General features: G+C 66.9%; 20 protein-coding genes and 3 pseudogenes. 21 read left to right on the top strand and 2 right to left on the bottom strand.

Translation table 11 applies throughout. The features are described from left to right. The first annotated feature begins 161 nt into the window (after positions 1-161). Entirely contained in the window at positions 162-419 is a 258-nt protein-coding gene (locus FIU88_RS13500; RefSeq protein WP_016853736.1) for a hypothetical protein, read from the top strand. Between the two features lie 163 nt (positions 420-582). On the opposite strand, the gene FIU88_RS13495 is transcribed toward FIU88_RS13500, so the two are convergent. Further along, positions 583-1,869: an aromatic ring-hydroxylating dioxygenase subunit alpha gene (locus FIU88_RS13495; RefSeq protein WP_152479579.1), complete on the bottom strand. Its 1,287-nt coding sequence runs from the start codon at positions 1,867-1,869 to the stop codon at positions 583-585. A 344-nt stretch (positions 1,870-2,213) separates the two neighbouring features. On the opposite strand from FIU88_RS13495, the gene FIU88_RS13490 reads away from it, so the two are divergent. The 17 genes and pseudogenes from FIU88_RS13490 to FIU88_RS19440 form a co-directional block, all read left to right on the top strand. Further along, complete coding sequence (locus FIU88_RS13490) at positions 2,214-3,329, top strand: hybrid-cluster NAD(P)-dependent oxidoreductase (RefSeq protein ID WP_026068277.1); 1,116 nt, start codon at positions 2,214-2,216, stop codon at positions 3,327-3,329. A gap of 143 nt (positions 3,330-3,472) precedes the next feature. Continuing rightward, positions 3,473-4,519 carry a GlxA family transcriptional regulator gene (locus tag FIU88_RS13485; RefSeq protein ID WP_152479578.1) on the top strand — a complete coding sequence of 349 codons (1,047 nt, stop codon included), beginning with the start codon at positions 3,473-3,475 and terminating at the stop codon, positions 4,517-4,519. 219 nt (positions 4,520-4,738) lie between these two features. Next, positions 4,739-6,250: a Na+/H+ antiporter NhaC gene (gene nhaC / locus FIU88_RS13480; protein WP_016853741.1), complete on the top strand. Its 1,512-nt coding sequence runs from the start codon at positions 4,739-4,741 to the stop codon at positions 6,248-6,250. Between the two features lie 306 nt (positions 6,251-6,556). Then, positions 6,557-7,855 carry a serine hydroxymethyltransferase gene (gene glyA, locus FIU88_RS13475; protein WP_152479577.1) on the top strand — a complete coding sequence of 433 codons (1,299 nt, stop codon included), beginning with the start codon at positions 6,557-6,559 and terminating at the stop codon, positions 7,853-7,855. Positions 7,856-7,904: 49 nt separating this feature from the next. After that, positions 7,905-9,155: a sarcosine oxidase subunit beta family protein gene (locus FIU88_RS13470; protein WP_016853743.1), complete on the top strand. Its 1,251-nt coding sequence runs from the start codon at positions 7,905-7,907 to the stop codon at positions 9,153-9,155. 21 nt (positions 9,156-9,176) lie between these two features. Continuing rightward, positions 9,177-9,524 carry a sarcosine oxidase subunit delta gene (locus FIU88_RS13465; protein WP_016853744.1) on the top strand — a complete coding sequence of 116 codons (348 nt, stop codon included), beginning with the start codon at positions 9,177-9,179 and terminating at the stop codon, positions 9,522-9,524. Then, positions 9,521-12,574: a sarcosine oxidase subunit alpha family protein gene (locus tag FIU88_RS13460; RefSeq protein ID WP_152479576.1), complete on the top strand. Its 3,054-nt coding sequence runs from the start codon at positions 9,521-9,523 to the stop codon at positions 12,572-12,574. The genes FIU88_RS13465 and FIU88_RS13460 overlap by 4 nt, the downstream gene beginning before the upstream one ends. After that, on the top strand, positions 12,567-13,217 hold the full coding sequence (locus tag FIU88_RS13455; RefSeq protein WP_152479575.1) for a sarcosine oxidase subunit gamma: 651 nt from the start codon (positions 12,567-12,569) through the stop codon (positions 13,215-13,217). Before FIU88_RS13460 ends, FIU88_RS13455 begins: the two co-directional genes overlap by 8 nt. Before the next feature lie 68 nt (positions 13,218-13,285). Next, a complete protein-coding gene (gene purU, locus FIU88_RS13450) occupies positions 13,286-14,164 on the top strand; it encodes a formyltetrahydrofolate deformylase (protein ID WP_016853747.1) in 879 nt (292 codons plus the stop codon). Between the two features lie 563 nt (positions 14,165-14,727). Further along, positions 14,728-15,885, top strand: coding sequence for a TRAP transporter substrate-binding protein DctP (dctP, locus tag FIU88_RS13445; RefSeq protein ID WP_016853748.1), 1,158 nt, complete (start codon positions 14,728-14,730; stop codon positions 15,883-15,885). 144 nt (positions 15,886-16,029) lie between these two features. Continuing rightward, positions 16,030-18,225: a TRAP transporter large permease subunit gene (locus FIU88_RS13440; protein ID WP_152479574.1), complete on the top strand. Its 2,196-nt coding sequence runs from the start codon at positions 16,030-16,032 to the stop codon at positions 18,223-18,225. Positions 18,226-18,371: 146 nt separating this feature from the next. Beyond that, complete coding sequence (locus tag FIU88_RS13435; protein WP_016853750.1) at positions 18,372-18,773, top strand: DUF4168 domain-containing protein; 402 nt, start codon at positions 18,372-18,374, stop codon at positions 18,771-18,773. Between the two features lie 149 nt (positions 18,774-18,922). Next, the gene (locus FIU88_RS13430; protein WP_152479573.1) at positions 18,923-20,833 is read left to right on the top strand and encodes a DUF294 nucleotidyltransferase-like domain-containing protein; all 1,911 of its coding nucleotides are present in this window, start codon (positions 18,923-18,925) and stop codon (positions 20,831-20,833) included. Positions 20,834-20,846: 13 nt separating this feature from the next. Continuing rightward, entirely contained in the window at positions 20,847-21,563 is a 717-nt protein-coding gene (locus tag FIU88_RS13425; protein WP_152479572.1) for a 3'-5' exonuclease, read from the top strand. 15 nt (positions 21,564-21,578) lie between these two features. After that, a pseudogene (locus FIU88_RS19335) lies at positions 21,579-21,704 on the top strand (3'-5' exonuclease); the annotation flags it as partial. Between the two features lie 36 nt (positions 21,705-21,740). Beyond that, a pseudogene (locus tag FIU88_RS19445) lies at positions 21,741-21,845 on the top strand (3'-5' exonuclease); the annotation flags it as partial. 36 nt (positions 21,846-21,881) lie between these two features. Then, positions 21,882-21,986, top strand: a pseudogene (locus tag FIU88_RS19440) (3'-5' exonuclease); the annotation flags it as partial. A gap of 39 nt (positions 21,987-22,025) precedes the next feature. Here the strand turns inward: FIU88_RS19440 and cobO are convergent. Continuing rightward, positions 22,026-22,625: a cob(I)yrinic acid a,c-diamide adenosyltransferase gene (gene cobO, locus FIU88_RS13420; protein ID WP_016853755.1), complete on the bottom strand. Its 600-nt coding sequence runs from the start codon at positions 22,623-22,625 to the stop codon at positions 22,026-22,028. Positions 22,626-22,821: 196 nt separating this feature from the next. On the opposite strand from cobO, the gene FIU88_RS13415 reads away from it, so the two are divergent. From FIU88_RS13415 to FIU88_RS13405, 3 genes are all read left to right on the top strand, one after another. Further along, positions 22,822-23,307: an N-acetyltransferase gene (locus FIU88_RS13415; protein WP_016853756.1), complete on the top strand. Its 486-nt coding sequence runs from the start codon at positions 22,822-22,824 to the stop codon at positions 23,305-23,307. A gap of 56 nt (positions 23,308-23,363) precedes the next feature. Next, positions 23,364-23,849 (top strand): YajQ family cyclic di-GMP-binding protein, encoded by a 486-nt coding sequence (locus FIU88_RS13410; RefSeq protein ID WP_016853757.1) that lies wholly within the window; start codon positions 23,364-23,366, stop codon positions 23,847-23,849. A gap of 119 nt (positions 23,850-23,968) precedes the next feature. Next, positions 23,969-24,346: a YbaN family protein gene (locus tag FIU88_RS13405; protein ID WP_152479571.1), complete on the top strand. Its 378-nt coding sequence runs from the start codon at positions 23,969-23,971 to the stop codon at positions 24,344-24,346. Positions 24,347-24,369: the final 23 nt, after the last annotated feature.

Here is a 24,369-nt window from a genome sequence, read left to right as displayed (position 1 = left end):
CGGCGACGCTCCCGAGGCGACATCGAACAGCAGGCTCGCCGGCGTTGCGGCGGTCGCCGCGGAGTGCCAATCTTGGCGCTATCCGGGGCGCGCCGAGCCCCGCATCGTCACGATCGGCGGACACCACCGAGCCCGAACACCAACAACAGGGGGAACCCACCATGATGATCGTCGACCTGATCGACGGGGATGACTTCCGCGACCGCCTGGTGGCGCTGGACATTCATGTCCCCAGGGACGCCTGCCCCGAGACCTGTGCCCGTCTGGCGCGGCTCAAGCATGACGAGGCCGGCGTGCCGGGGCTCGAGGCGCTGGTGCGAGAGCTGATGGCCCAGACCGACGTGATGCTGCCCGCGGTGCGCGAGGCCATCGAGCAGCACCTGATGGAGCTGCCGAGCGGAGACGGCGAACCGGCCTGAGGGCCGCGGCCGCTCCCTCGAGCCGTCGAACGAACGCGCCCCGCCCGGAGGTCCGGGCGGGGCGCATTGGTGTTGGCCGCTCGTGTCGGCGCCGACGCGGCGACGATAGAGAGGGACCCGTCGAGGCGGGTCCTTGCGATGGCGAGCGCGAGCGGGGACGAGATCAGCCGTTGGCGAGCTGCAGGTCGGGCCGGCTGTGGCCCAGGTTCTCCAGCATGCGCTCGCTGTACCAGTTGACGAAGTCGATGACGCCATACTCGTAGGTCTCGGAGTACGGGCCCGGCTGGTAGCTCTTGGAGTTGATGCCGCGCTGGTTTTCCTCGGCCAGGCGACGGTCCTGGTCGTTGGTGGCGTCCCACACCTTGCGCATCTGCTCGGGGTGGTAGTCGACGCCTTCCACGGCATCCTTGTGCACCAGCCACTTGGTGGTCACCACCGTCTGCTGCGGGCCGATCGGCATGACCCGGAAGACGAGGGCATGATCGCCCATGAAGTGGTTCCAGGAGTTCGGCAGGTGCAGGATGCGCAGCGAGCCCAGGTCGGCGCTCTGCAGGTTGCCCATCAGCTTCTGGCAGGCGCGCTTGCCGTCCATGGTCATCGATTCCGCGCCGTCCAGCAGCGGGGTGCGGGTCAGGCGGTTGCGACGATCCAGGCGGGTCAGCTTGTAGGGCACGCACTGGGCTTCCCAGTCGGCCTGCTTGCGCGCGACCAGGTCCTTGTAGGCCGGGGTGGCGCGGGGATCGTCGGTGTCGTCGAACTCCTGCAGGGAGTTGAGCAACTCCGGGTGGGCGCCGTTGCAGTGGTAGCACTCGCGGTTGTTCTCGAGCACCAGCTTCCAGTTGCACTGCTCGACGATGCTGGATTCCACGGCGACCTTGAGGTTTTCCATGTCGTAGGGCGCCAGGTAGTGGTCCAGCGTCTCGAGGAAACCGTCGATCGCCGGGGCCTCGTCGGCCAGGCTGACGAAGATGAAGCCGCCGCCGGTGCGCACGTGAACCGGCTTGAGGCCGTGATCGGCGAGGTTGAATGCCTGGCCCATCTCGGTGCCGGCGAACAAAAGGCGGCCGTCCAGCTCGTAGGTCCACTGATGGTAGGGGCAGACCAGCTTGGCGACCTTGCCCTTGTCGGTCACGCACAGGCGCGAGCCGCGGTGGCGGCAGACGTTGTGGAAGGCGTGCACTTCACCGTCGTTGCCGCGCACGATCACCACCGGGTTGTCCCCGACCTCCAGGGTCATGAAATTGCCCTTGGCGGGGATCTCGGAGGTCATGCCCGCGAACAGCCACTCCTTCTCGAAGATTTCCTGCATGTCGAGGGCGAACAGCCGCTCGTCGTTGTAGAAGGGCTGAGGCAGCGAGTAGTTGTGCTGACGCTGCTTCAGCATCTCGGCGGTGGCCTCGCGTGCCGGGGCCAGGGGGTCATCCAGGCGGGCAGGTGACAGTGAATCCATGGTGGGACGCTTCCTCATTGCTGGGCTGCTGTGACAGCCTCGGGATTGTTGAAATGCGGGCCAAGGTCTAGCGAATTCACGCCCCGGTGGGGCCGCGGCGGGTGAGGTGAGTTTGAAACAGCGTCAGCGGGGGGGGTTGTCCACCGGCGACGCGTGATGATGCAACAGCGACCAGGGGGGAGAAGAAATGTCGCACAGGTGGACCTGTCGGGTATGGCCATGTCGCTGACAGGCAAGTGGGGGAGCGCAGGCGTGCGCAGAATTCTGCCAACGGCAGGCGGTGTCTCCGCCGTCGGACCGAGCGCTTCACGCTGCAGCCCCAGGCGACCCCAGGCGATACCATCATGACAATGAACTATCTCAATCCCGTCAATCCCGTCACCACCCAGACCTGGACCAACGGCCGCCACCAGGTGCGTTGCGTCAAGGTGATCCAGGAGACCTGGGATACCCGCACCTTCTGCTTCATGGCCGAGCAGCCGGTGATGTTCTTCTTCAAGCCGGGACAGTTCGTGACCCTGGAGCTGGAGATCGACGGCGAGCAGGTGATGCGCTCCTACACCATCTCCAGCTCCCCGTCGGTGCCCTACAGCTTCTCGATCACCGTCAAGCGCATGCCGGGCGGCGTGGTCTCCAACTGGCTGCACGACAACCTCAAGGTCAACGACGAGCTGGCCGTGCACGGCCCGGTCGGCAAGTTCAACATCATCGACTATCCGGCCGACAAGGTGCTGATGCTGTCCGGCGGCGTGGGCATCACCCCGCTGATGTCGATGGTGCGCTGGCTGTTCGACACCAACGCCACGGTGGACCTGCAGTTCGTGCACAGCTCGCGCACGCCCCAGGACATCATCTTCCACCGCGAGCTGGAGCACATCTTCTCGCGGATCCCCGAGTTCAAGATGCACATCGTCTGTGAGCGCAGCGACGAGCTGGGCGAGGCCTGGTCCGGCTTCCGCGGCTACCTGAGCCAGGCGATGCTGGAGCTGATGGCGCCGGACTTCATGGACCGCGAGATCTTCTGCTGCGGCCCGACGCCGTACATGAACGCGGTCAAGCGCCTGCTCCAGGAAAACGGCTTCGATATGAGCCACTACCACGAGGAGGCCTTCGGCGCCACGCCGCAGGACGTGCAGGAAGACGTCATCGAGAACGTGGAGCAGGCCGAGGCCGAGGCCGAGGAGCTCGACGTTTCCGACATGCTGAGCGTCGAGTTCAGCACCACCGGCAAGAGCGTGCGCATCCAGCCGGGCGAGACCGTGCACACCGCCGCCGCCAAGCTGGGCCTGCATATCCCCAAGGCCTGTGGCATGGGCATCTGCGGGACCTGCCGCGTGGCCGTGACCGAGGGCGAGGTCGAGATGGAGCACAACGGCGGCATCACCGACGAGGACGTCGCCGAGGGCTACATCCTGTCCTGCTGCAGCACGCCCAAGACCAACCTGGTCGTGGACTACTGAGGCGGGTATTTCGAGCTCAAGCCTGAAACGGCATGGCGGCATGGGGCCCGGCGACGCTGGCCTGTCACCGGACCCGCGTTGCGCCCTGTCGTCCCGTGCCGGACACTAGCGGCGATCCGGCGAGAGCGAAGAGTCCCCTTCCCATGCGTCATTCCCACGACAACGAGCCCCTGTCCGTCGGCTTCGTGCTGCTGCGGCGTTTCACCCTGATGCCCTTCGCGGCCTTCGTCGACTGCCTGCGCCTGGCCGCCGACGAGGGCGACCGCTCGCGCCAGCTGCGCTGCCATTGGGTGTTCATGACCAGCGGCGGGCACGACGCCATGTCCAGCTGCGGCGCCGCCATCACGCCCTGCTCGCCGTTTCGCGATCCGCGCGACTTCGACTACATCGTGGTCATCGGCGGCGTGCAGGACGAGCACGACGCGGTGGACGAGGCGGCGCTCCATTACCTGCAGGGCGTGGCCGAGGCCGGCGTGCCGCTGGTGGGGGTATGCACCGGCGTCTTCGCGCTGATTCAGGCGGAGCTGATGAGCGGGCGGCGCTGCTGCGTGAGCTGGTACCACCACGGCGACCTGACCCACCGCTTCCCCGACATCGAGCCGGTGGCGGACCGGCTGTTCATCGACGACGGCGACCGGCTGACCTGCGCCGGCGGCATCGCCTCGGCGGACTTGGCCGCCTACCTGGTCGAGCGCCACCTGGGCAAGGCCTGGGCGATGAAGAGCCTGCACATCATGCTGATCGACGAGGCGCGACGCGGCGAGCATCCCCAGCCCCAGCCGGTGGTCTTCGACAAGGTGGAGGATCGCCTGGTGCGCCGCGCCATCACCATCATCGAGCAGCACCTGGGCGAGGCGATCACGGTGGACGAGCTGGCGCGGCGGGTGGGCTCGTCGCGGCGCAACATCGAGCGCAAGTTCCGCGAGGAACTGGGCATCGGGCCGCAGAAGTTCGCCCGCGACCTGCGCCTGCGCTACGGGCTGTGGCTCCTGCACTACACCGCCAAGAGCGTCACCGAGATCGGCGAGCGCTGCGGTTTCGCCGACACCGCCCATTTCTCGCGCCACTTCCGCGAGGCCTTCGGCGACACGCCCACCGCCCTGCGCAAGGCCGCGCAGCGCGGCGAGACGCCGGTGGATCCGTTCTTCCTGCATATCGCCTCCCGCGAGGGGGCGAGCGGTCAGGCGTAGCTGGGGGATGGCGTTTTTTGCCGAAAATCACCTGCTCTATTCTTTAGAGAAGTCGCTATAAAACAGTCTTCTACATCGTGATGTCGCAGACATCACGGTGAATATGTCGCATTCGTTCAATCTCCTTGAGGCGGGTTGTCGTATCTCTGTATGTGAAGGCCCGGGCGGGCCTTCACGACAACGTCATGACAACAACAAGCCATCATAAGGAGATTTTCCATGTCGTCCTCTCAGGCCGCGAGGCCGGGTCTCGCGCTGGCCCTGCTGCCCATCGTGCTGACGTTCGGCGTGCTGGGCGTTCAGCTGTTCGCGTTCGGGGATTTCACGCCCCACGTGCCGCTGATCATCGGCATCGCCATCACCGCCCTGGTCGGGCGTTATCTCGGGCTGCGCTGGCAGCAGCTGGAAGCGGGCATGCTGCACGTGGTGAGCATCGGCCTGCCCGCGGTGGGCATCCTGATGCTGGTGGGCATGATCACCGGCGTGTGGATCGCCAGCGGCACCGTGCCGACGCTGATCTACTTCGGCCTGGAGCTGCTCAGCCCGCAGGTGTTCCTGGCCGCCGCGGCCCTGCTGTGCGCCGTGGTCTCGGTGTCGCTGGGCACGTCCTGGGGCACCGTGGGCACGGTGGGCCTGGCGCTGATGGGCATCGGCGCCGGCTTCGATATCCCGGCCTACTGGACCGCGGGCGCGGTGGTCTCCGGTGCCTTCTTCGGCGACAAGGTCTCGCCGCTGTCCGATACCACCAACCTGGCCCCCGCCGTGACCGGCGTGAACCTGTTCGATCATATCCGCAACCTGATGCCGACCACGCTGCCGGCGATGGTCATCGCACTGGTGATCTATCTGCTGGCGGGGCAGGGCCTGGTCGGCGAGGAGGCCGCCTCGCTTGAGCGCATCGCCTCGATCACCCAGGGGCTCTCGCAGCATTTCGAGATCAGCGTGCTGTCGCTGCTGCCGGTGCTGGTGGTGATCGGTCTGGCCGTGATGCGCCTGCCGGCGCTGCCGGTGCTGTTCGTCGGCGTGGTCCTCGGCGGGGCGACGGCCTGGCTGCTGCAGGGCGAGGGGGTAAGTGCGCTGTTCGGCTTCGCCTTCTCGGGCTATGCCATCGACACCGGCGTGGCCGAGATCGACGGCCTGCTCAACCGCGGCGGCCTGCAGTCGATGACCTGGGTGATCACGCTGCTGCTGATCGCGCTGTCGTTCGGCGGCATCCTCGAGCGCACCGGCTGCATGCACGCCATCATCGCGGCCATCATGCGCCGGGTGAAGCGCTTCGGCGGCCTGCAGACCTCGGCCATCGTCAGCTCCATGAGCACCAACCTGGTGGCCGGCGACCCCTACCTGGCGATCACCCTCACCGGGCGCATGTTCGGCCCCGTCTATCGCGGCAAGGGCGTCTCGATGCTCAACCTGTCCCGCGCCACGGAGGAGGGCGGCACCCTGATCTCGCCGCTGATTCCCTGGAACGCCGGCGGCGCCGTGGTGATCACCTCGCTGGGGCTGAGTGTCGCCGACGGCAACATGGGCGACCTGATGTACATCCCGCTGGCCTTCGCCTGCTGGCTGTCGCCGCTGATCGGCGTGCTCTATGCCTGGCTGGGCTGGTTCTCGCCGCGCGCGAGCGAGGCCGAGCAGGCCCGGTGGCAGGCCGACGGCGAGCCGATCATGGCGGTCGAGGAGGGCGATCGTCGCTCCCTCGATGGCGTCGGTTCCAGCGTCGCCGGCTAGGGGCGACGAGGCTATTCAACGGGGCCGGTGCATCTGCACCGGCCCTTTGTATAGGGCATGTAGAAATACAAAATCCGCCAAAAAATTAAATGATTAAAAATCAGTTATTTGAAAAATATGGCGGGAATTTGTCGGTAAATCTGTCGCATATATTCAATCTTTGAGCGGCGGGCTTGGCTATCAATGTACCCAAGGTGAAACGAGTGAGACCGCGGTGTCTCGTTCAACGAAGATGATGTCGTTTCCAGAACGCCTCGATCGCCGCCTTCTTTTAACGTTGTGACGCTAACCCCAGGGTGATGACGAATGAATGACAACAACCTGACAATGACCGATCCCCAGATCGCTGCCGCCATCGGTGACGAGGTGGCGCGCCAGGAAGCCCACATCGAGCTGATCGCCTCCGAGAACTACGCCAGCCCCCAGGTGATGGCGGCTCAGGGCAGTCAGCTGACCAACAAGTACGCCGAGGGCTACCCGGGCAAGCGCTACTACGGCGGCTGCGAGCACGTCGACGTGGTCGAGCAGCTGGCCATCGAGCGCGCCTGCGCGCTGTTCGGCGCCGATTACGCCAACGTCCAGCCCCACTCCGGCGCCCAGGCCAACGCCGCGGCCTTCATGGCCATGGTCGCCCCGGGCGACACCGTGCTGGGCATGAGCCTGGCCCACGGCGGTCACCTGACCCACGGCGCCGCGCCGAACTTCTCCGGCAAGCACTACAACGCCGTGCAGTACGGCCTGAACCCGGAGACCGGCGAGATCGACTACGAGGAAGTCGAGCGCCTGGCCCATGAGCACCAGCCGAAGCTGATCATCGCCGGCTTCTCGGCCTACTCGCGGGTCGTCAACTGGCGTCGTTTCCGCGACATCGCCGACGCCGTGGGCGCCTACCTGCTGGTCGACATGGCCCATGTCGCCGGTCTGGTCGCCGCCGGCCACTATCCGAGCCCGCTGCCCCACGCCCACGTGGTGACCACCACCACCCACAAGACCCTGCGCGGTCCGCGTGGCGGCCTGATCCTCTCCGCCAGCGGCGACGAGGCGCTGTACAAGAAGCTCAACGGCGCGGTCTTCCCGGGTCAGCAGGGCGGCCCGCTGATGCACGTCATCGCCGCCAAGGCCGTGGCCTTCCGCGAGGCCATGAGCCAGGACTTCGTGCGCTACCAGGCCCAGGTCATCGACAACGCCCGGGCCATGGCCAGCGTGTTCGTCGAGCGCGGCTTCGAGGTCGTCTCCGGCGGCACCGACGATCACCTGTTCCTGGTCTCGCTGATCAAGCAGGGCGTGACCGGCAAGGACGCGGACGCCGCCCTGGGCCGTTCGCACATCACCGTCAACAAGAACGCCGTGCCGGGCGACCCGCAGAGCCCGTTCGTCACCTCCGGCCTGCGCCTCGGCACGCCGGCCGTGACCACCCGCGGCTTCAGCCAGGCCGACTGCGAGGCCCTGGCCGGCTGGATCTGCGACATCCTCGACGTGCTGGAGACGCAGGAAGACACCTCCGCCATCGAGGCGGAAGTCCGCGGCAAGGTGGCCGAGCTGTGTGCCCGCCACCCCGTCTATGCCAAGGCCGTCGCCGAACAGGCCGATACCGCCACCGCGTGAGCCCGTTCCCCGCCGGTGAACCGGCGGGGCCCTTGAGGAGTAGACCCCTATGCAACGTTATTCAGGTTTCGGGCTGGTCAAGCACGCGCTGAGCCACCACGAGAACTGGCAGCGCCAGTGGCGCAACCCGACGCCCAAGAAGTCCTACGATGTCATCATCGTCGGCGGCGGCGGCCACGGGCTGGCCACGGCCTATTACCTGGCCAAGCAGCACGGCATCACCAACGTCGCCGTGATCGAGAAGGGCTGGCTGGGCGGCGGCAACACCGCGCGCAACACCACCATCGTGCGTTCCAACTATCTGTGGGACGAGGCGGCGGCGCTCTACGAGCATTCCATGAAGCTGTGGGAAGGCCTGTCCCAGGACCTCAACTACAACGTCATGTTCTCCCAGCGCGGCGTGCTCAACCTGGGCCACACCCTGCAGGACATGCGTGACATCCAGCGCCGCGTCAACGCCAACCGCCTGAACGGCGTCGATGGCGAGGTGGTCACCCCGGAGCAGATCAAGGAGATCGAGCCGCTGCTGGACACCTCCAAGCGCGCTCGCTACCCGATCCTCGGCGCCTCCTGGCAGCCCCGCGGCGGCGTGGCCCGTCACGATGCCGTGGCCTGGGGCTTCGCCCGCGGTGCCGACGCCCTGGGCGTGGACATCCTGCAGCAGACCGAGGTCACCGGCTTCAAGATCCGCGACGGCCAGATCTTCGGGGTGCACACCAACCGCGGTGACATCGAGGCCAAGACCGTCGGCTGCGTGACCGCCGGCAACTCCGGCGTGATGGCCAAGATGGCCGGCATCAAGCTGCCGCTGGAATCGCATCCGCTGCAGGCGCTGGTCTCCGAGCCGCTCAAGCCGGTGCTCAACACCGTGACCATGTCCAACCACGTGCACGGCTACGTCAGCCAGTCGGACAAGGGCGACCTGGTCATCGGCGCCGGCATCGACGGCTACAACGGCTACGGCCAGCGCGGCAGCTACCCGACCATCGAGCACACCCTGCAGGCGATCGTCGAGATGTTCCCGATGTTCTCGCGGGTGCGCATGAACCGTCAGTGGGGCGGCATCGTCGACACCTGCCCGGACGCCTGCCCGATCATCTCCAAGACCAAGGTCAAGGGCCTGTACTTCAACTGCGGCTGGGGCACCGGCGGCTTCAAGGCCACGCCGGGCTCGGCCAACGTGTTCGCGGCGAGCCTGGCCAAGGGCGAGATGCATCCGATCGCCGCCCCGTTCTCCATCGACCGCTTCAATACCGGAGCGCTGATCGACGAGCACGGCGCCGCCGGCGTGGCCCACTGATTTCCGCAGAGGAGAGCCGACATGTTCTATATCCATTGCCCCTACTGCGGCGAATACCGCGAGGAAGAGGAATTCCATCCGAAGGGTGAGGCGCACATCGCCCGCCCGGCGGATCCGGAGAACTGCAGCGACGACGAATGGGGCGACTACCTGTTCTTCCGCGACAACCCCCGTGGCATCCACCACGAGCTGTGGGTGCACGCCGTGGGCTGCCGCAAGTTCTTCAACATCACGCGCAACACCGTGAGCTACGAGATCCTCGAGACCTACAAGATGGGCGAGCAGCCGACGTACACCGCCGAGCACCCCGAGGGCCGGCCGTCCGCTGAAGCCGAAACGGCATCGCTTCGTGAAGGAGTCCGCGCATGAGCCAGCCCAACGCTCAAGAGAACCGTCTCGCCCAGGGCGGCCGCATCGACCGCAGCCGTCGGCTGAGCTTCACCTTCAACGGCAAGACGTATCAGGGCCATGCCGGTGACACCCTGGCCTCCGCCCTGCTGGCCAACGGCGTCGACATCGTCAACCGCAGCTTCAAGTACTCGCGTCCCCGCGGCATCTTCGCCGCCGGCGCCGAGGAGCCGAACGCGCTGGTCCAGCTCGGTGTCAGCGAGGCCGGCCAGGTGCCGAACGTGCGCGCCACCCAGCAGGCGCTGTACGACGGCCTGACCGCGCGCAGCACCAACGGCTGGCCGAACGTCCAGCGCGACCTGATGGGGCTGGTCGGCAAGCTGGGCGGTGGCTTCATGCCGCCGGGCTTCTACTACAAGACCTTCATGGCTCCGGCCTCCATGTGGATGACCTACGAGAAGGTCATCCGCAAGGGCGCCGGCCTCGGTCGCAGTCCGCTGGAAAGCGATCCGGACATCTACGATCACATGCACCAGCACTGTGACGTGCTGGTGGTCGGCGCCGGCCCGGCCGGCCTGGCCGCCGCCCTGGCCGCCGCCAGGAGCGGCGCGCGGGTGATCGTCGCCGACGAGCAGGAAGAGATGGGCGGCACGCTGCTCGATTCCCGCGAGCTGCTCGACGACAAGCCGGCCGACCAGTGGGTCGCCGAGACCGTCGAGGCGCTGTCCAACATGGACAACGTCACCCTGCTGCCGCGCACCACCGCCAACGGCTATCACGATCACAACTTCGTGACCCTGCACGAGCGCCGCACCGAGCACCTGGCCGACACCGCGCCGCTCAAGGATGGCCTGCGTCAGGTCCGCTCGCGCCTGCATCGCGTGCGTGCCGGCCGCGTCGTGCTGGCCACCGGCGCCCACGAGCGTCCGCTGGTCTACGGCAACAACGACGTGCCGGGCAACATGCTGGCCGGCGCCGTCTCCACCTATGTCCGCCGCTACGGCGTGGTGCCGGGCAACAAGCTGGTGCTCTCCGTCAGCAACGATCACGCCTACCGCGCCGCCCTGGACTGGGTCGAGGCCGGCCGTGACGTGGTCGCCATCGCCGACGCCCGGGCCAACCCGGACGGCGAGCTGGTCGAACAGGCCCGCGCCAAGGGCATCCGCATCATCGCCGGCGCCGCGGTCGTCGAGGCCAAGGGCGACTCGCGCGTCAGCGCCGCCCGCATCGCCAAGGTCGACCTCCAGGGCTTCCGCGTGGTCGGTGGCGCCGAGACCCTGAGCTGCGACACCATCGCCAGCTCCGGCGGCTACAGCCCGGTCATCCACCTGGCGTCCCACACCGGCAGCCGTCCGACCTGGAACGAGGAGCTGCTCGGCTTCGTCCCGAACACCGTGAAGGGCGTCGCCGCCGCCGGGGGCGCGCGTGGCGTCTATGCCACCGGCGCGGTGCTGGCCGACGGCGCCGAGGCCGGCCTGGACGCGGCCACCGAGGCCGGCTTCTCCGCCGCCTCCGTGAGCCTGCCCCGGGTCGCCGAGCGCCGTGACGGCGCCGCCGTGGCGCTCTATCAGGTGCCCCACGAGAAGGCGACCCTGCGCGCGCCGAAGCAGTTCGTCGACCTGCAGAACGACGTCACCGCGGCCGGCATCGAAGTGGCCACCCGCGAGGGCTTCGAGTCCATCGAGCACGTCAAGCGCTACACCGCCATGGGCTTCGGTACCGACCAGGGCAAGCTCGGCAACATCAACGGCATGGCCATCGCCGCCCGCGTCCTGGGTCGCTCGATCCCCGAGGTCGGCACCACGGTGTTCCGTCCGAACTACACCCCGGTGACCTTCGGCGCCATCGTCGGCCGCCACTGCGGCGAGCTGTTCGATCCCGAGCGTTACACCGCCATGCATCAGTGGCACGTGGAGCAGGGCGCCGCGTTCGAGGAAGTCGGCCAGTGGATGCGTCCGTGGTACTTCCCGCGCAAGATCAACGGCAAGACCGAGACCATGCACGAGGCGGTGGCTCGCGAGTGCCTGGCCGTGCGCGAGAAGGTCGGCATCCTCGACGCCTCCACCCTGGGCAAGATCGACATCCAGGGCCCGGACGCGCGTGAGTTCCTGGGGCGCGTCTACACCAACAAGTGGGCCAAGCTGGCCACCGGCCGCGTCCGCTACGGCCTGATGTGCAAGGACGACGGCATGGTGTTCGACGACGGCACCACCAGCTGCCTCGGCGACAACCACTTCCTGATGACCACCAGCACCGGCGGCGCCGCCACCGTGCTCGAGTGGCTCGAGATCTGGCACCAGACCGAGTGGCCGGAGCTGGACGTCTACTTCAACTCCGTGACCGATCACTGGGCGACCATGACCATCACCGGTCCGGAAGCGCGCAAGCTGATGGAAGAGGTCACCACCGAGGTCGACCTCGACAAGGACAGCTTCAAGTTCATGGACTGGAAGGAAGGCAAGGTGGCCGGCGTGCCGGCGCGCATCTTCCGCATCTCCTTCACCGGTGAGCTGGCCTACGAGATCAACGTCCAGGCCAATTACGCCCTGCACGTCTGGGAGACGCTGTTCGCCCACGGCGACAAGTACGGCCTGACGCCGTACGGCACCGAGACCATGCACGTGCTGCGCGCCGAGAAGGGCTTCATCATCGCCGGTCAGGACACCGACGGCTCGGTGACCCCGGAAGACCTCGGCATGCACTGGGCGATCGGCTACGACAAGCCGTTCTCCTGGATCGGCAAGCGTGCCCTGACGCGGCCGGACACCTCGCGCGAGAACCGCAAGCAGATGGTCGGCCTCAAGCCGAAGGATCCGACGGTGGTGCTGGAGGAGGGCGCGCAGATCGTGCTCGACCCGAACCACTCGATCCCGATGCCGATGGAGGGTCACGTGACCTCCAGCTACTACAGCCCGACCCTGGAATCCGGCTTCGCCCTGGCCGTGGTCAAGGGCGGTCACCAGAAGATGGGCGAGACCGTCTATCTGCCCATGGTCGACGGCCAGGTCCACGAGGCCGAGATCGTCAGCCCCATCTTCCTCGACCCCAAGGGAGAGCGTCAGAATGTCTAACACTGCTGTTGAAACGGTCAGGACCTTCGATACCCGCACCGAGGCCAAGATCCCGGTCGAATCGCCGCTCACCTACAGCTATCGTCGTTCGGGGGCTCCGGCCCCCACCGCCAAGAGCCGGGTGGTGATGCGCGAGAGGGCCTTCCTCGGCCACCTGGTGCTGCGCGGCGGCGCCGTGGTGCTCGACGGCGCGGTGCGCGCGGTGCTCGGCATCTCCCTGCCCGGCGAGCCCCAGGGCCTGGTCCAGGACGACGAGGGCAAGCGCTCGATCCAGTGGGTCTCCCCGGACGAGTGGCTGGTGATCGTGCCCGGCGGCGAGGAGTTCGAGCTCGAGAACCGCCTGCGCGCGGCGCTGGGCGACGCCCACTTCGCGATCAGCAACGTCAGCGGCGGCCAGACCCTGGTCGAGCTCGAGGGCGAGGCCGCCCGCGAGGTGCTGATGAAGTCGGTGGTCTATGACGTCCATCCGAGCCACTTCCCGGTCGGCAAGGGCGTGACCACCATCTTCGCCAAGACCACCGTGGTGCTGCGTCGTCCGAGCGAGGAGCGCTGGGAGCTGGTGGTGCGCCGCAGCTTCGCCGACTACACCTATCGCTGGCTGCTGGATGCCGGCGAGGAATACGCCATCGGCGTCGAGCGCTGAGCGCCCCGCCATCCCGTTGTGCTATCAGGCCGGGGCTTCCCCGGCCTGCTTCGTCAGGAGATTCTCCCATGAGCCACAGCGCCGGCAAGAGCGCCGATACCTGGATTCTCACTGCCCAGTGCCCCAGCCGCCTGGGCACCGTCGACGTGGTGACCCGCTTCCTGAAGGAGAGCCGCTGCTACATCACCGAGCAGCAGTCCTTCGACGACCATCACGGTGAGCGCTTCTTCATCCGCACCGAGTTCCGCCCGCTGGAGCCGGACTTCGATGCCGAGGCCTTCCAGGCCGCCTTCGCCGCCCGCGCCGCCGAGTTCGAGATGGCCTTCGAGCTGACCGCGCCGGACGCGCGGATGCCGGTGGTGATCATGGTGTCCAAGGCGGACCATTGCCTGAACGACCTGCTGTATCGCTATCGCACCGGTCAGCTGCCGATCGAGATTCGCGCGGTGGTCTCCAACCACCCGGACCTCCAGCCGCTGGCCGACTGGCACGGGCTGCCGTACTACCACTTCCCGATCACCGCCGAGACCAAGGCCGAGCAGGAGGCCAGAGTGTGGGAGGTGGTCGAGGAGACCGGCGCCGAGCTGGTGATCCTGGCCCGCTACATGCAGGTGCTCTCCAGCGACATGTGCGAGAAGCTCTCCGGCCGCGCGATCAACATCCATCACTCGCTGCTGCCGGGCTTCAAGGGCGCCAAGCCCTATCACCAGGCCTTCGAGAAGGGCGTCAAGCTGGTCGGCGCCACCGCGCACTACATCAACGACGACCTGGACGAGGGGCCCATCATCACCCAGGGCGTGGAACCGGTCGGCCACGCCGACGATCCCGAGGATCTGGTGGCCAAGGGCCGCGACATCGAATGCCTGACCCTGGCGCGCGCCGTCGACGCCCACGTGGCACGTCGGGTGTTCCTGCACGGCCGCCGCACGGTGGTGTTCTCGCGCTAACCAGGCCAAGGGGGCAGGGGCGCCAGATCGAGTGCCCCTGATGCCTGCCGCACGCGCCGTCGACGCCCACGTGGCGCGTCGGGTGTCACGCATGGCCGCCGCACGGTGGTGTTCTCGCGCTAGCCTTCCGGTTCGCACTTGAGGCCGCTTGCCCGAGCGGCCTTGTACGGCCATCGCCTCCCCGGCGATGGCCGTCGTCTTTTTCCTGCTCCACTTCCTCCCCGCTCTGTCCCGTCCTGGCCTCTCGTCACTCGTTCAATAGTCGTAGGGCGGGTGCTTCGCCTGCGCCGCCCCTGAGCGTGAATTGTTATATATAACAGCGTGTTACTTCGTTATCGGTGCGTATCGTTGAGCGATGTACGTTGAAAGTCGCTGTTGGCCGCGGCCTCCGGGGACACTACGTTTTGATGCGGAAGGTATTTCCAGAGACATGGATCGTGTTGCCCATGTCGTCGGCGTCCCTCGGGCGACGGCGGCATGGGGTCAAACCAGAACAGACAACAACAAGCCCTCCGTCATCGCGCCGTGCGGGACGGACGCAACACCAACGAGGAGTCCTCGCCATGCAAGACGACCAGCAGCCCAAGCGCACTTCGTCCGATCGCGTCGCGACATCGGGCAGCGGTGCCGGCAATCGTCGCAACTTCCTGAAGGCCGCCGCGATCGGCTCCGCGGCGGCGGTCGCGGCCCCCTGGATCGGCAATGTCCAGGCCCAGCAGGGCATCCGCATCCGCATGCAGTCCTCCTGGCAGCCGGGGACCGTCGGCTATCGCACCTTCGAGTCCTGGGCCAACGGCGTGGCCGAGGCCACCAGCGGTGAGGTCAGCATTGAGCCGTTCCCGGCCGGCGCCGTGGCCGGGGCCTTCGAGGTCGCCGATGCGGTGCGCAACGGCGTGCTCGACGGTCAGAACTGGTTCACCGTCTACTGGCCCGGCAAGATGCCGGCCGGCGTCTTCCTCACCGCCTTCCCCATGGGCCTGTCGCTGCCCCACCAGTGGGACATGATGTTCGGCGCCTACGGCGGCTTCGGCATCGCCAAGGAGCTGTACCGCAAGCAGGGCCAGGAGCTGCTGGGCTATGTCCACCATGACCTCAACCTGATCCACTCCAAGATCCCGCTACGCAGCTTCGACGACTTCGACGGGGTCAAGATCCGCATGCCCGGCGGCATCGTGGCCGAGACCTTCGCCGAGATGGGGGCGCGGACCACGCTGCTGCCCGGTTCCGAGGTCTATCCGGCGCTGGAGAAGGGCACCATCGACGCCGCCGACTTCACCGGGGCGGCGGTCAACTACGAGCTCGGCTTCTGGCAGGTGGCCGACTACATCATCATGGGCCCGCCCTCCACGCCGTGCCTGCACCAGGCGGTCGACCTGATGGACATCTCGGTCAACCGCCGCGTCTATGAGCGCATGTCCTCCCAGACCCAGGATCTGATGCACGACCTGGTGGCGGCCTATTCCCGCGAGCACTATGCGGCGATCCAGAAGGCCAACGCCGAGGCCTGGCCCAAGTATCGCGAGAAGGGCGTCGAGATCATCCACCTCTCCGAGGAGGACGCCGATCGCTTCCGCCAGGTGTCCATTCCGCTGTGGTTCAAGTGGGCCAACAAGGACCCGGATGCCGCGCGCATGTTCCGCGCCCACCTCGACACCATGATGGATCCGGCGGTGGCGCTGATCACCGAGGACGACATCAAGGACTTCGAGCTCAACGTCTGATCCCTCTGATCGACCCGCCGGGGGGTGTGGGCCGAGCACCGCAGCCCCCGGCCTGCCTGGGTCACCATGCCCTGATCCTGCATCCCGTCGGCTAGATGATCCGTCGCCATCGCCGGGAAGCGATGGTATCGCGGAGGAGTTTTCATGAATCTCGAGATCAATTTCGTGCTGCCGCACTGGCTCTACTGGTCGGTCCTGTTCTTCCTGCCGCTGCTGGTGATGTGGCTCGTCGACCGCAGCTTCCGGCGCGGCGGGACCATCAGCGGCGGCGACACCGGGGAGATTCCCGGCGAGGCCCCGGTGGAGAGCTACCGGCCCCCGGGCAACGTCTTCACCGCCGTGATCGATCGCATTTCCGGGTTCTTCGGCCGCTACGTGGCCTACTGGGCGCTGATCGCGCCCTTCGTGTTCGCCTATGAAGTGCTGATGCGCTACGCCTTCAATTCGCCGACCAACTGGGCCCACGAGTCGATGACCCTGATGTTCGGCATGCAGTACCTGATCGCCGGGGCCTTCGCCCTGCGCGAGGGCGGGCACGTGCGCGTCGACATCCTCTATCAGCGGGCCAGGCCGATGAACAAGGCTGCGCTCGATCTGGTGACCTCGGTGTTCTTCTTCATCTTCACTGTCGCGCTGCTGGTGACCGGCTGGAAGTTCTTTTCCCAGGCGGTGAGCGACACGCTGTTCTTCGGCTCGAGCTACGCCAACGAGACCTCCTTCACCGAATGGGCGATCCAGTTCTATCCGGTGAAGTTCATGCTGTTCTTCGGCGCGCTGCTGCTGCTGCTGCAGGGCATCGCCCAGCTGATCCGCGATTTCCAGGCCTTCCGTCATCATCGTGCCGCCGAGCATCACGGCCGCGGCTTCGCCCACCTGCTGGTGGCGCTGGGGGCGGTGCTGGCCGCCTGGACGCTGTTCGAGATGGTCAACATCGCGGTCACCGACTACCAGAGCCTGGCCGGCAGCCTCGAGAACATCCTCAGCGGGCTGGGCATCGGCGGCCTGACCCTGGTGATGTTCGGCACCCTGATGGTGGTGCTGGTGGCGGGCCTGCCGCTGGCCTTCGTCACCGGCGGCCTGGGGGTGGCCTTCCTCTACCTGGTGGGCGATCAGCACATGCTCAACCTGATGCCGTCGCGCATCTTCCCGATGATGACCAACTACCAGCTGTCGGCCATTCCGCTGTTCATCTTCATGGCCTCGGTGCTGGAGAAGGCCGGGATCATCGAGGAGCTGTTCGATGTCGTCTACAAGTGGATGGGCGGCCTCAAGGCGGGCCTGGCCATCGCCACCATCATCGCCTCCACGCTGCTCGCCGCCATGGTCGGCGTGATCGGCGCCGCGGTGGTGACCATGGGCCTGATCGCCCTGCCGGCGATGCTCAAGCGCCACTACGACCCGGAGATCGCCATCGGCTCGATCATGGCCGGCGGCACCCTGGGCATCCTGATTCCGCCGTCGATCCTGGCGATCATCTACGGCGTCATCGCCCAGCAGTCGGTGGGCGAGCTGTATCTCGGCTCGCTGATTCCCGGCCTGCTGCTGGCCTTCATGTACGGCTTCTACTGCTGGATGCGCGGCACGCTGAACATCAAGGTGGCACCGCCGATGCCGGTGGAGGACCGCGTCGACATGAAGGAGAAGCTGCGCCTGCTGCGCAACATGCTGGCGCCCATCGTGCTGGTGGTGCTGGTGCTGGGCATCATCTTCACCGGTATCGCCACCCCGGTGGAGGCGGCCGGCATCGGCACCTTCGGCGCGCTGGTGGTGGCGGCGCTGCACAAGCGCCTGACCTGGCCCAATCTGCATGCCGCCTGCATGACCACCCTGGTCGCCTCGGCGATGGTGATGTGGATCATCTTCGGCGCCAGCATCTTCGTCGGCTTCTATATCCTGCAGGGCGGCCAGACCTTCGTGCAGGAGCTGATCTCCGGCGCCGGCCTCGGCCCCTACGCGGTGCTGGCGCTGATGATGGTGCTGCTGGTGGCGCTGGGCATGTTCCTGGACTGGGTCGGCATCCTGCTGCTGGCGGTGCCGATCTTCGTGCCGCTGATCAAGGGACTCTCCTTCGACGGGGTGTTCGGCCTGCCCGGCGTGGCACCCGCCGATGTGTCGCTGTGGTTCGGGGTCATCTACCTGGTGAACATGCAGATGTCCTTCCTCAGCCCGCCGTTCGGCTACGCCCTGTTCTACATCAAGGGGGTGTGTCCGCCGCACATCACCATGGGCCAGATCTTCCGTTCGTCCTTCCCGTTCCTGGGCATCCAGGCGCTGGGGCTGATCCTGGTGATCATGTTCCCGGCACTGGTGACCTGGCTGCCGAATCTCGCCTACGGCTAGGCGACGGCGCAGGCCATCAGCGACGACGCCCCCGATCGGGGGCGTCATCTTTTCAAACTGTTACACGATGGCGGTGAACCCTCGCCGATGATCATCGTCACAGGGGGGCAGCCCACGCATGCATGACAATGTTTTCGGAGGTATCTATGCAACGTATCACCGCCCTGTTCTCCGCCGCCCTGCTCAGTGCCGGCATGATGAGCTCCATGGCGTATGCACAGGACAGCGCCGACGCCACCGCCAGCCAGGGCCAGGCGCAGGCCGCGACCCAGAACTTCTCCGACGCCCAGCTTCAGAAGTTCGCCGACGCCTCCGAGGAAATCGCGGTGATCTCCCAGGATTACACCCAGCAGCTGCAGAACGCCGAGGGTGAGAAGGCCCAGCAGGACGTCCGCCAGGAAGCCAACGACCAGATGGTCGAAGCGGTCCAGGACAGCGGCCTCGAGGTAGAAACCTTCAACGCCATCGGCCAGGCGATCCAGCAGAACCCCGAGCTGATGCAGCGCGTCCAAGGCATGGCGCAGGGCAACGGTGAATCCGCTTCCTGATCCCGTCATCCCGCCACATCCCTGTGCGATGAAAGGCCACCCCTCGGGGTGGCCTTTCTGCGTTTGACCGGCGAGATGACGGCTCTTTACACCGTCCCCGGCGCCTTTCAGACTTGGCTTATCCTCAACGACCGGGTAGGCACTGGGCCATGGATGTGGAACTGCTGGAAATCCGCCAGCATCTCGGGCGCTTCCCGCCCTTCGAGACGCTGTCAGACGAACTGCTCGACGAGGTGGCGAGCAACGTCGAGGTGGCCTATTTCAAGGCCGACACCGACATCCTGACCCTCGACCAGGAGCTCCACGAGCTGTGCTACATCCGTAGCGGCGCGGTGGAGGTCTACCGTCGCGGTGGCGAGCTCTACAACCGCCGAGGCGAGGGCGAGATCTTCGGCCAGTTCAGCCTGCTGCGAAACAACCGGGTCCGCTATCCCGTGCGGGCGATGGAAGACTCGCTGATCTACTTCATTCCCGAGGCGGTCTTCCAGCGTCTCTGCCAGGCCGACGACGACTTCGCCGACTTCGTCGAGCTGCTGCGCCCGCGCCTCGAGAGCGTGGTCGAGGAGCAGAAGAAGAACAACGACATGATGATCACCCGGGTGCGCAAGCTGGTCACGCGCTACCCGCTGATGGTCGATGCCTCGACCACCGTTCAGGAGGCCGCGCGCCAGATCACCGACTTCCAGGCCTCGGCGGTGCTGGTGCTCGACGACCCCGGCGAGGACGACAACCCGCGCTATACCTTCCGCGACATCGAGGAGCGCGCCTGGCAGCTTCGCGGCATCCTCACCGACAGCGACTTCCGCACCCGGGTGGTGGCCGAGGGGCTGTCGCCGGACACGCCGGTCGGCGAGGTGGTGGTCGGCAACGTCATCGCCATCCAGTCCGACGAGTCGGTGCAGGAAGCGATGCTGATCATGCTGCGCCATAACATTCATCACCTGCCGGTGATGTATCGTCGCCGCCCGGTGGGCATCGTGCACCTCTCGGACATCATCCGCTACGAGACCCAGAGCAGCCTTTACCTGGTCAGCAACATCTTCCACCAGCCCAACGCCGAGGGTCTGGCGCGGTTGGCGCCGGACGTCAGTGCGGCCTTCGTGCGCATGGTCGAGGAGGGCGCCGACTCGCGCATGGTGGGCAGTGCCCTGTCGACCATCGGGCGGAGCTTCACCCGTCGGCTGCTGGAACTGGGCGAGGAACGGCTGGGGCCGCCGCCGGTGCCTTACTGCTTCATGGCGCTGGGCTCCATGGCCCGCAACGAGCAGTCGATCGCCACCGATCAGGACAATGCCCTGGTGCTGTCCGACGACTTCGATCCCGAACAGCACGACGCCTACTTCCTCGAGCTGGCCCAGTTCGTCAGCGATGGCCTGGACGCCTGCGGTTATCCCTACTGCAAGGGCGACATCATGGCCACCAACCAGAGCTGGCGGCAGCCCCTGGCCGTCTGGAAACGCTATTTCACCGAGTGGATCGAGCACCCCAATCCCGAGCGGCTGCTGCACAGCTCGATCTTCTTCGATCTCGACGCCGTCTATGGGGAAAACGTGCTGGTGGAGCAGCTTCAGGACCTGGTGGCCTACCAGGCCGCGCGGCATCCGCGCTTCCTGGCGGCGATGGCCCGCAACGCGCTGAATCGCACGCCGCCGCTGGGGTTCTTCCGCACCTTCGTGATGGAGAAGGACGGCAAGCACAACAACTCGATCAACCTGAAGCGCCGCGGCACCGCGCCAATGGTCGACCTGATCCGGGTGCATGCGCTGGCCTGCGGCTCCAGTGCCCAGAACAGCTTCGACCGGCTCGACGACATCGATCGCACCCAGCTGCTGGCCCCGGGGGTCAGCGATCGCCTGCGCTACGCCCTGGAGTTCCTGTCGATGTCGCGGATTCGTCACCAGGTGATCGACATCCAGCACGACCAGACGCCGGACAACAACATCGAGCCGGAGAACGTCTCGAGCAGTGAGCGTCATCACCTCAAGGATGCCTTCCAGGCGCTGAGCCACGCCCAGAAGTTCCTCAAGTTCCGCTACCCGATGCCCTCGCGGTCCAAATGAGCGAGGTGCACGGATGCTGATGCGACGCAGGACTCAGATTCCCGACTGGGCGAACTACCTGGCGCGTCGCGCCGAGGCGGCCCAGGATCCGCGACTGGCACGCTTCTTCGCCGCCGGGACCCCGACGGCGGAGACGCCGATCGGCGAGGCCCCGCTGGTGGCGCTGGACATGGAGACCACCGGCCTCGACGCCCGGCGCAACTCCATCGTCAGCATCGGCCTGGTGCCCTTTACCCTGGGGCGCATCGCCATGACCGAGCGCCGCTACTGGATCGTGCGCCCGCGGCGCACGCTCCACGCCGAGTCGGTGACCTTCCACCACATCACCCATGCCGATATCGCCAACGCGCCGGAGCTGGACGACATCCTGGAGGACCTGCTCGATGCCCTGGCCGGCCGGCTGGCGGTGGTGCACTACCGGCACATCGAGCGTCCCTTCCTCGACGTGGCCGTCAAGGCGCGGCTGGGGGAGGGCGTGGTCTATCCGATGATCGACACCATGTCGCTCGAGGCGCGCATTCATCGGCAGTCGCTGGTGGCGCGCTTCAAGCGCTGGATCGGTCGGCCGCCGGCCTCCATTCGGCTGTTCGACAGCCGTGCCCGCTACGGGCTGCCGCCCTACCAGGGCCACCATGCGCTGACCGATGCGCTGGCGACCGCGGAGCTGCTGCAGGCGCAGATCGCCCACCACTACAGTCCCGAGACCCCGGTGGGCACAATCTGGAGCTAGGCCTGGTGGGCGGCGATGCCGCGCTTTCCTGAACAGGGCCATCCTGCGCCGACCGATGCACTGGCGACCGCGGAGCGGCTGCAGGCGCAGATCGCCCACCACTACAGTCCCGAGACGCCGGTGGGCACGATCTGGAGCTAGGCCTGGTGGGCGGCGATGCCGCGCTTTCCTGAACACGGCCACCATGCGCCGACCGATGCACTGGCGACCGCGGAGCGGCTGCAGGCGCAGATTGCCCACCACTACAGTCCCGAGACCCCGGTGGGCACGATCTGGAGCTAGGCCTGGTGGGCGGCGATGCCGCGCTTTCCTGAACACGGCCACCATGCGCCGACCGATGCACTGGCGACCGCGGAGCTACTGCAGGCGCAGATCGCCCACCACTACAGTCCCGAGACCCCGGTAGGCGCGATCCGGAGCTGATCCGGGCCGGCGCAAGGCGGCATGGGCACCGGCGAGTCGTTAGTAATCGATGCCGCGCCGCGCCTCCAGGCCCGCATTGAAGGCGTGGCGCACCTCCGTCATCTCGGTGATGGTGTCGGCCATGGCCTGCAGCTCGCGGTGGGCGTTGCGTCCGGTGACGATCACCGTCTGCTCGGCGGGGCGGTTCTGTAGCGCCTGCCGGACCGTGTCGATGTCCAGGTAGCCGAACTTGAGCATGTAGGTGATCTCGTCGAGCACCACCAGGTAGACCCCGGGGTCGGCGAGCATCCGCTCGGCCTCGGCCCACACCTCGCGGCAGGCCTCGGTGTCGCTCTCGCGGTTCTGGGTCTCCCAGGTGAAGCCGGTGGCCATGATCGCCACCTCGAGGTTGGGATCGTCCTCGAGCCGGTCGCGCTCGCCGCATTCCCACTGGCCCTTGATGAACTGCACCACGCCGACGCGGTAGCCGTAGCCCAGCGCGCGGGTCACCGTGCCCCAGGCGGCGGTGGTCTTGCCCTTGCCGTTGCCGGTGAACACCAGCAGCTGGCCGCGGCGCTCGTCGGCGGCGGCGACCTTCTCGTCGACGCGGGACTTGAGGGTCTGCATGGCCTTGCGGTGGCGCTCGTCGCGTTCGCTCATCTCGGTTCCTGCTCGTGTCGTGGTGGGAAGGGCAGCCTACCCCAGGCGACGGATGGCGTCAGCCGTCGGCGCCGGGGCACTTGAGCCGGCTATGGCGCGTCGCGGTCGCAGACTGAAAAGATTTCATCGCTGACGCCAAAGACAGCGTCATCCATGGTGCCCAGAATCCTCGAGTAGTGTCCCTGGAAGCCTCGTCATGCCCGCGATCCTTCGTCCGGCGGTTGCCGCCGATCTCGCCGCACTCCATGCCCTCGAGCAGCTGGCCTTCAGCGGTGATCGCTTCACCCGGCGCCAGCTCTGGCACCTGCTCAACCGGGCCAACGCCCTGACGCTGCTGGCCGAGGACGCGGCGGGCCGGCTGCTCGGCTATGGCACCCTGCTGTTTCGTCAGGACAGCGTGCGTACCCGGCTGTACTCGTTCTGCGTGCATCCCGAGGCGCGCGGCGAGGGGCTCGGGCGGCGCATGCTCGAAAGGCTGGAGGCCGAGGCCTGGGAGCGGGGCGGTGACTGGCTGGTGCTCGAGGTGCGGGTCGACAATCAGGCGGCGCTGGCGCTCTACCGGGGCACGGGCTTCGCGCCGTGCGACTGGATGGGTGACTACTACGAGGATGGCTGTGCGGCCTGGCGCATGAGCAAGGCGCTGACGCCGCTCGCCGTTGGCACCGAGGCCCGGGCCGGCTAGGCGCCGTGGCTCGTGATGCTTAGAATGGTGGCATCGTTCATCATCGGGAAATCACCATGCCCTCCTTCGATATCGTCTCCGAGTTCGACAAGCACGAGGCGAGCAACGCCGTCGATCAGGCCAACCGCGAGCTGCAGAGCCGCTTCGACTTCAAGGGCGTGACCGCCTCCTTCGCGCTCGAGGGCGAGACCGTGACCCTCGAGGCCGAGGTCGATTTCCAGCTGCGCCAGATGCTCGACATGCTGCGCAACAAGCTGATCGGCCGAGGCATCGATCCGCGCTGCCTGGAGGTCGACGACCCCGAGCTCTCGGGCGTGCGCGCCCGCCAGACCGTGCGCCTCAAGCAGGGCCTCGAACAGAAGGAGGCCAAGGACATCGTCAAGCGCATCAAGGACACCAAGCTCAAGGTCCAGGCCCAGATCCAGGGCGAGAAGGTGCGCGTCACCGGCAAGAAGCGCGACGACCTGCAGCAGGTCATGGCCCTGCTGCGCGGCGAGGATGGCCCCGACCTGGCGCTGCAGTTCGACAACTTCCGCGACTGAGTCCGCCGCTCGCTGTCATCACCCGTTGCTGTTGCCCCCATTGGCGATGGCGATTGGCAGCGGGAGAGGGCTTGGGCTTCAATGTATCTGTGCCCTGTCGCCAAAGGAGTGAGCGCTCGATGTCCCATGCGCGCCGCATCGTCTACCTGACCATCGCCGGGATCAGCTTCGCCCTGGGCGTGATCGGCGCCTTCCTGCCGCTGATGCCCACCACCTGCTTCATGCTGGTGGCGGTATGGGCGGCGTCCAAGGGCTCGCCGCGCTTCGCCGGCTGGATCCGCTCGCACCCGCGCTTCGGCGCCACCATCGTGGCCTGGGAGTCCGAGCGGGCCATTCCTCGCCATGCCAAGTGGACCGCCGGCGTCATGCTGCTGATCTCGATGGTGATCCTGGCCTTCGTCATCGGCGTGCTGTGGCTGAAGCTGGTGCTGATCCTCGGCCTGGGGGCCCTCACCGGCTGGATACTGACCCGGCCGGAGCCGGTCGCCGACGCCTGAGCCGCTGCGGCGCCGCCGAACCG

The sequence above is a fragment of the Halomonas sp. THAF12 genome (genome assembly GCF_009363675.1).
GTDB lineage: Bacteria > Pseudomonadota > Gammaproteobacteria > Pseudomonadales > Halomonadaceae > Halomonas > Halomonas smyrnensis.
The sequence above is the reverse complement of the archived record's forward strand: the minus strand, read 5'-3'. Positions and strand labels throughout refer to the sequence as shown.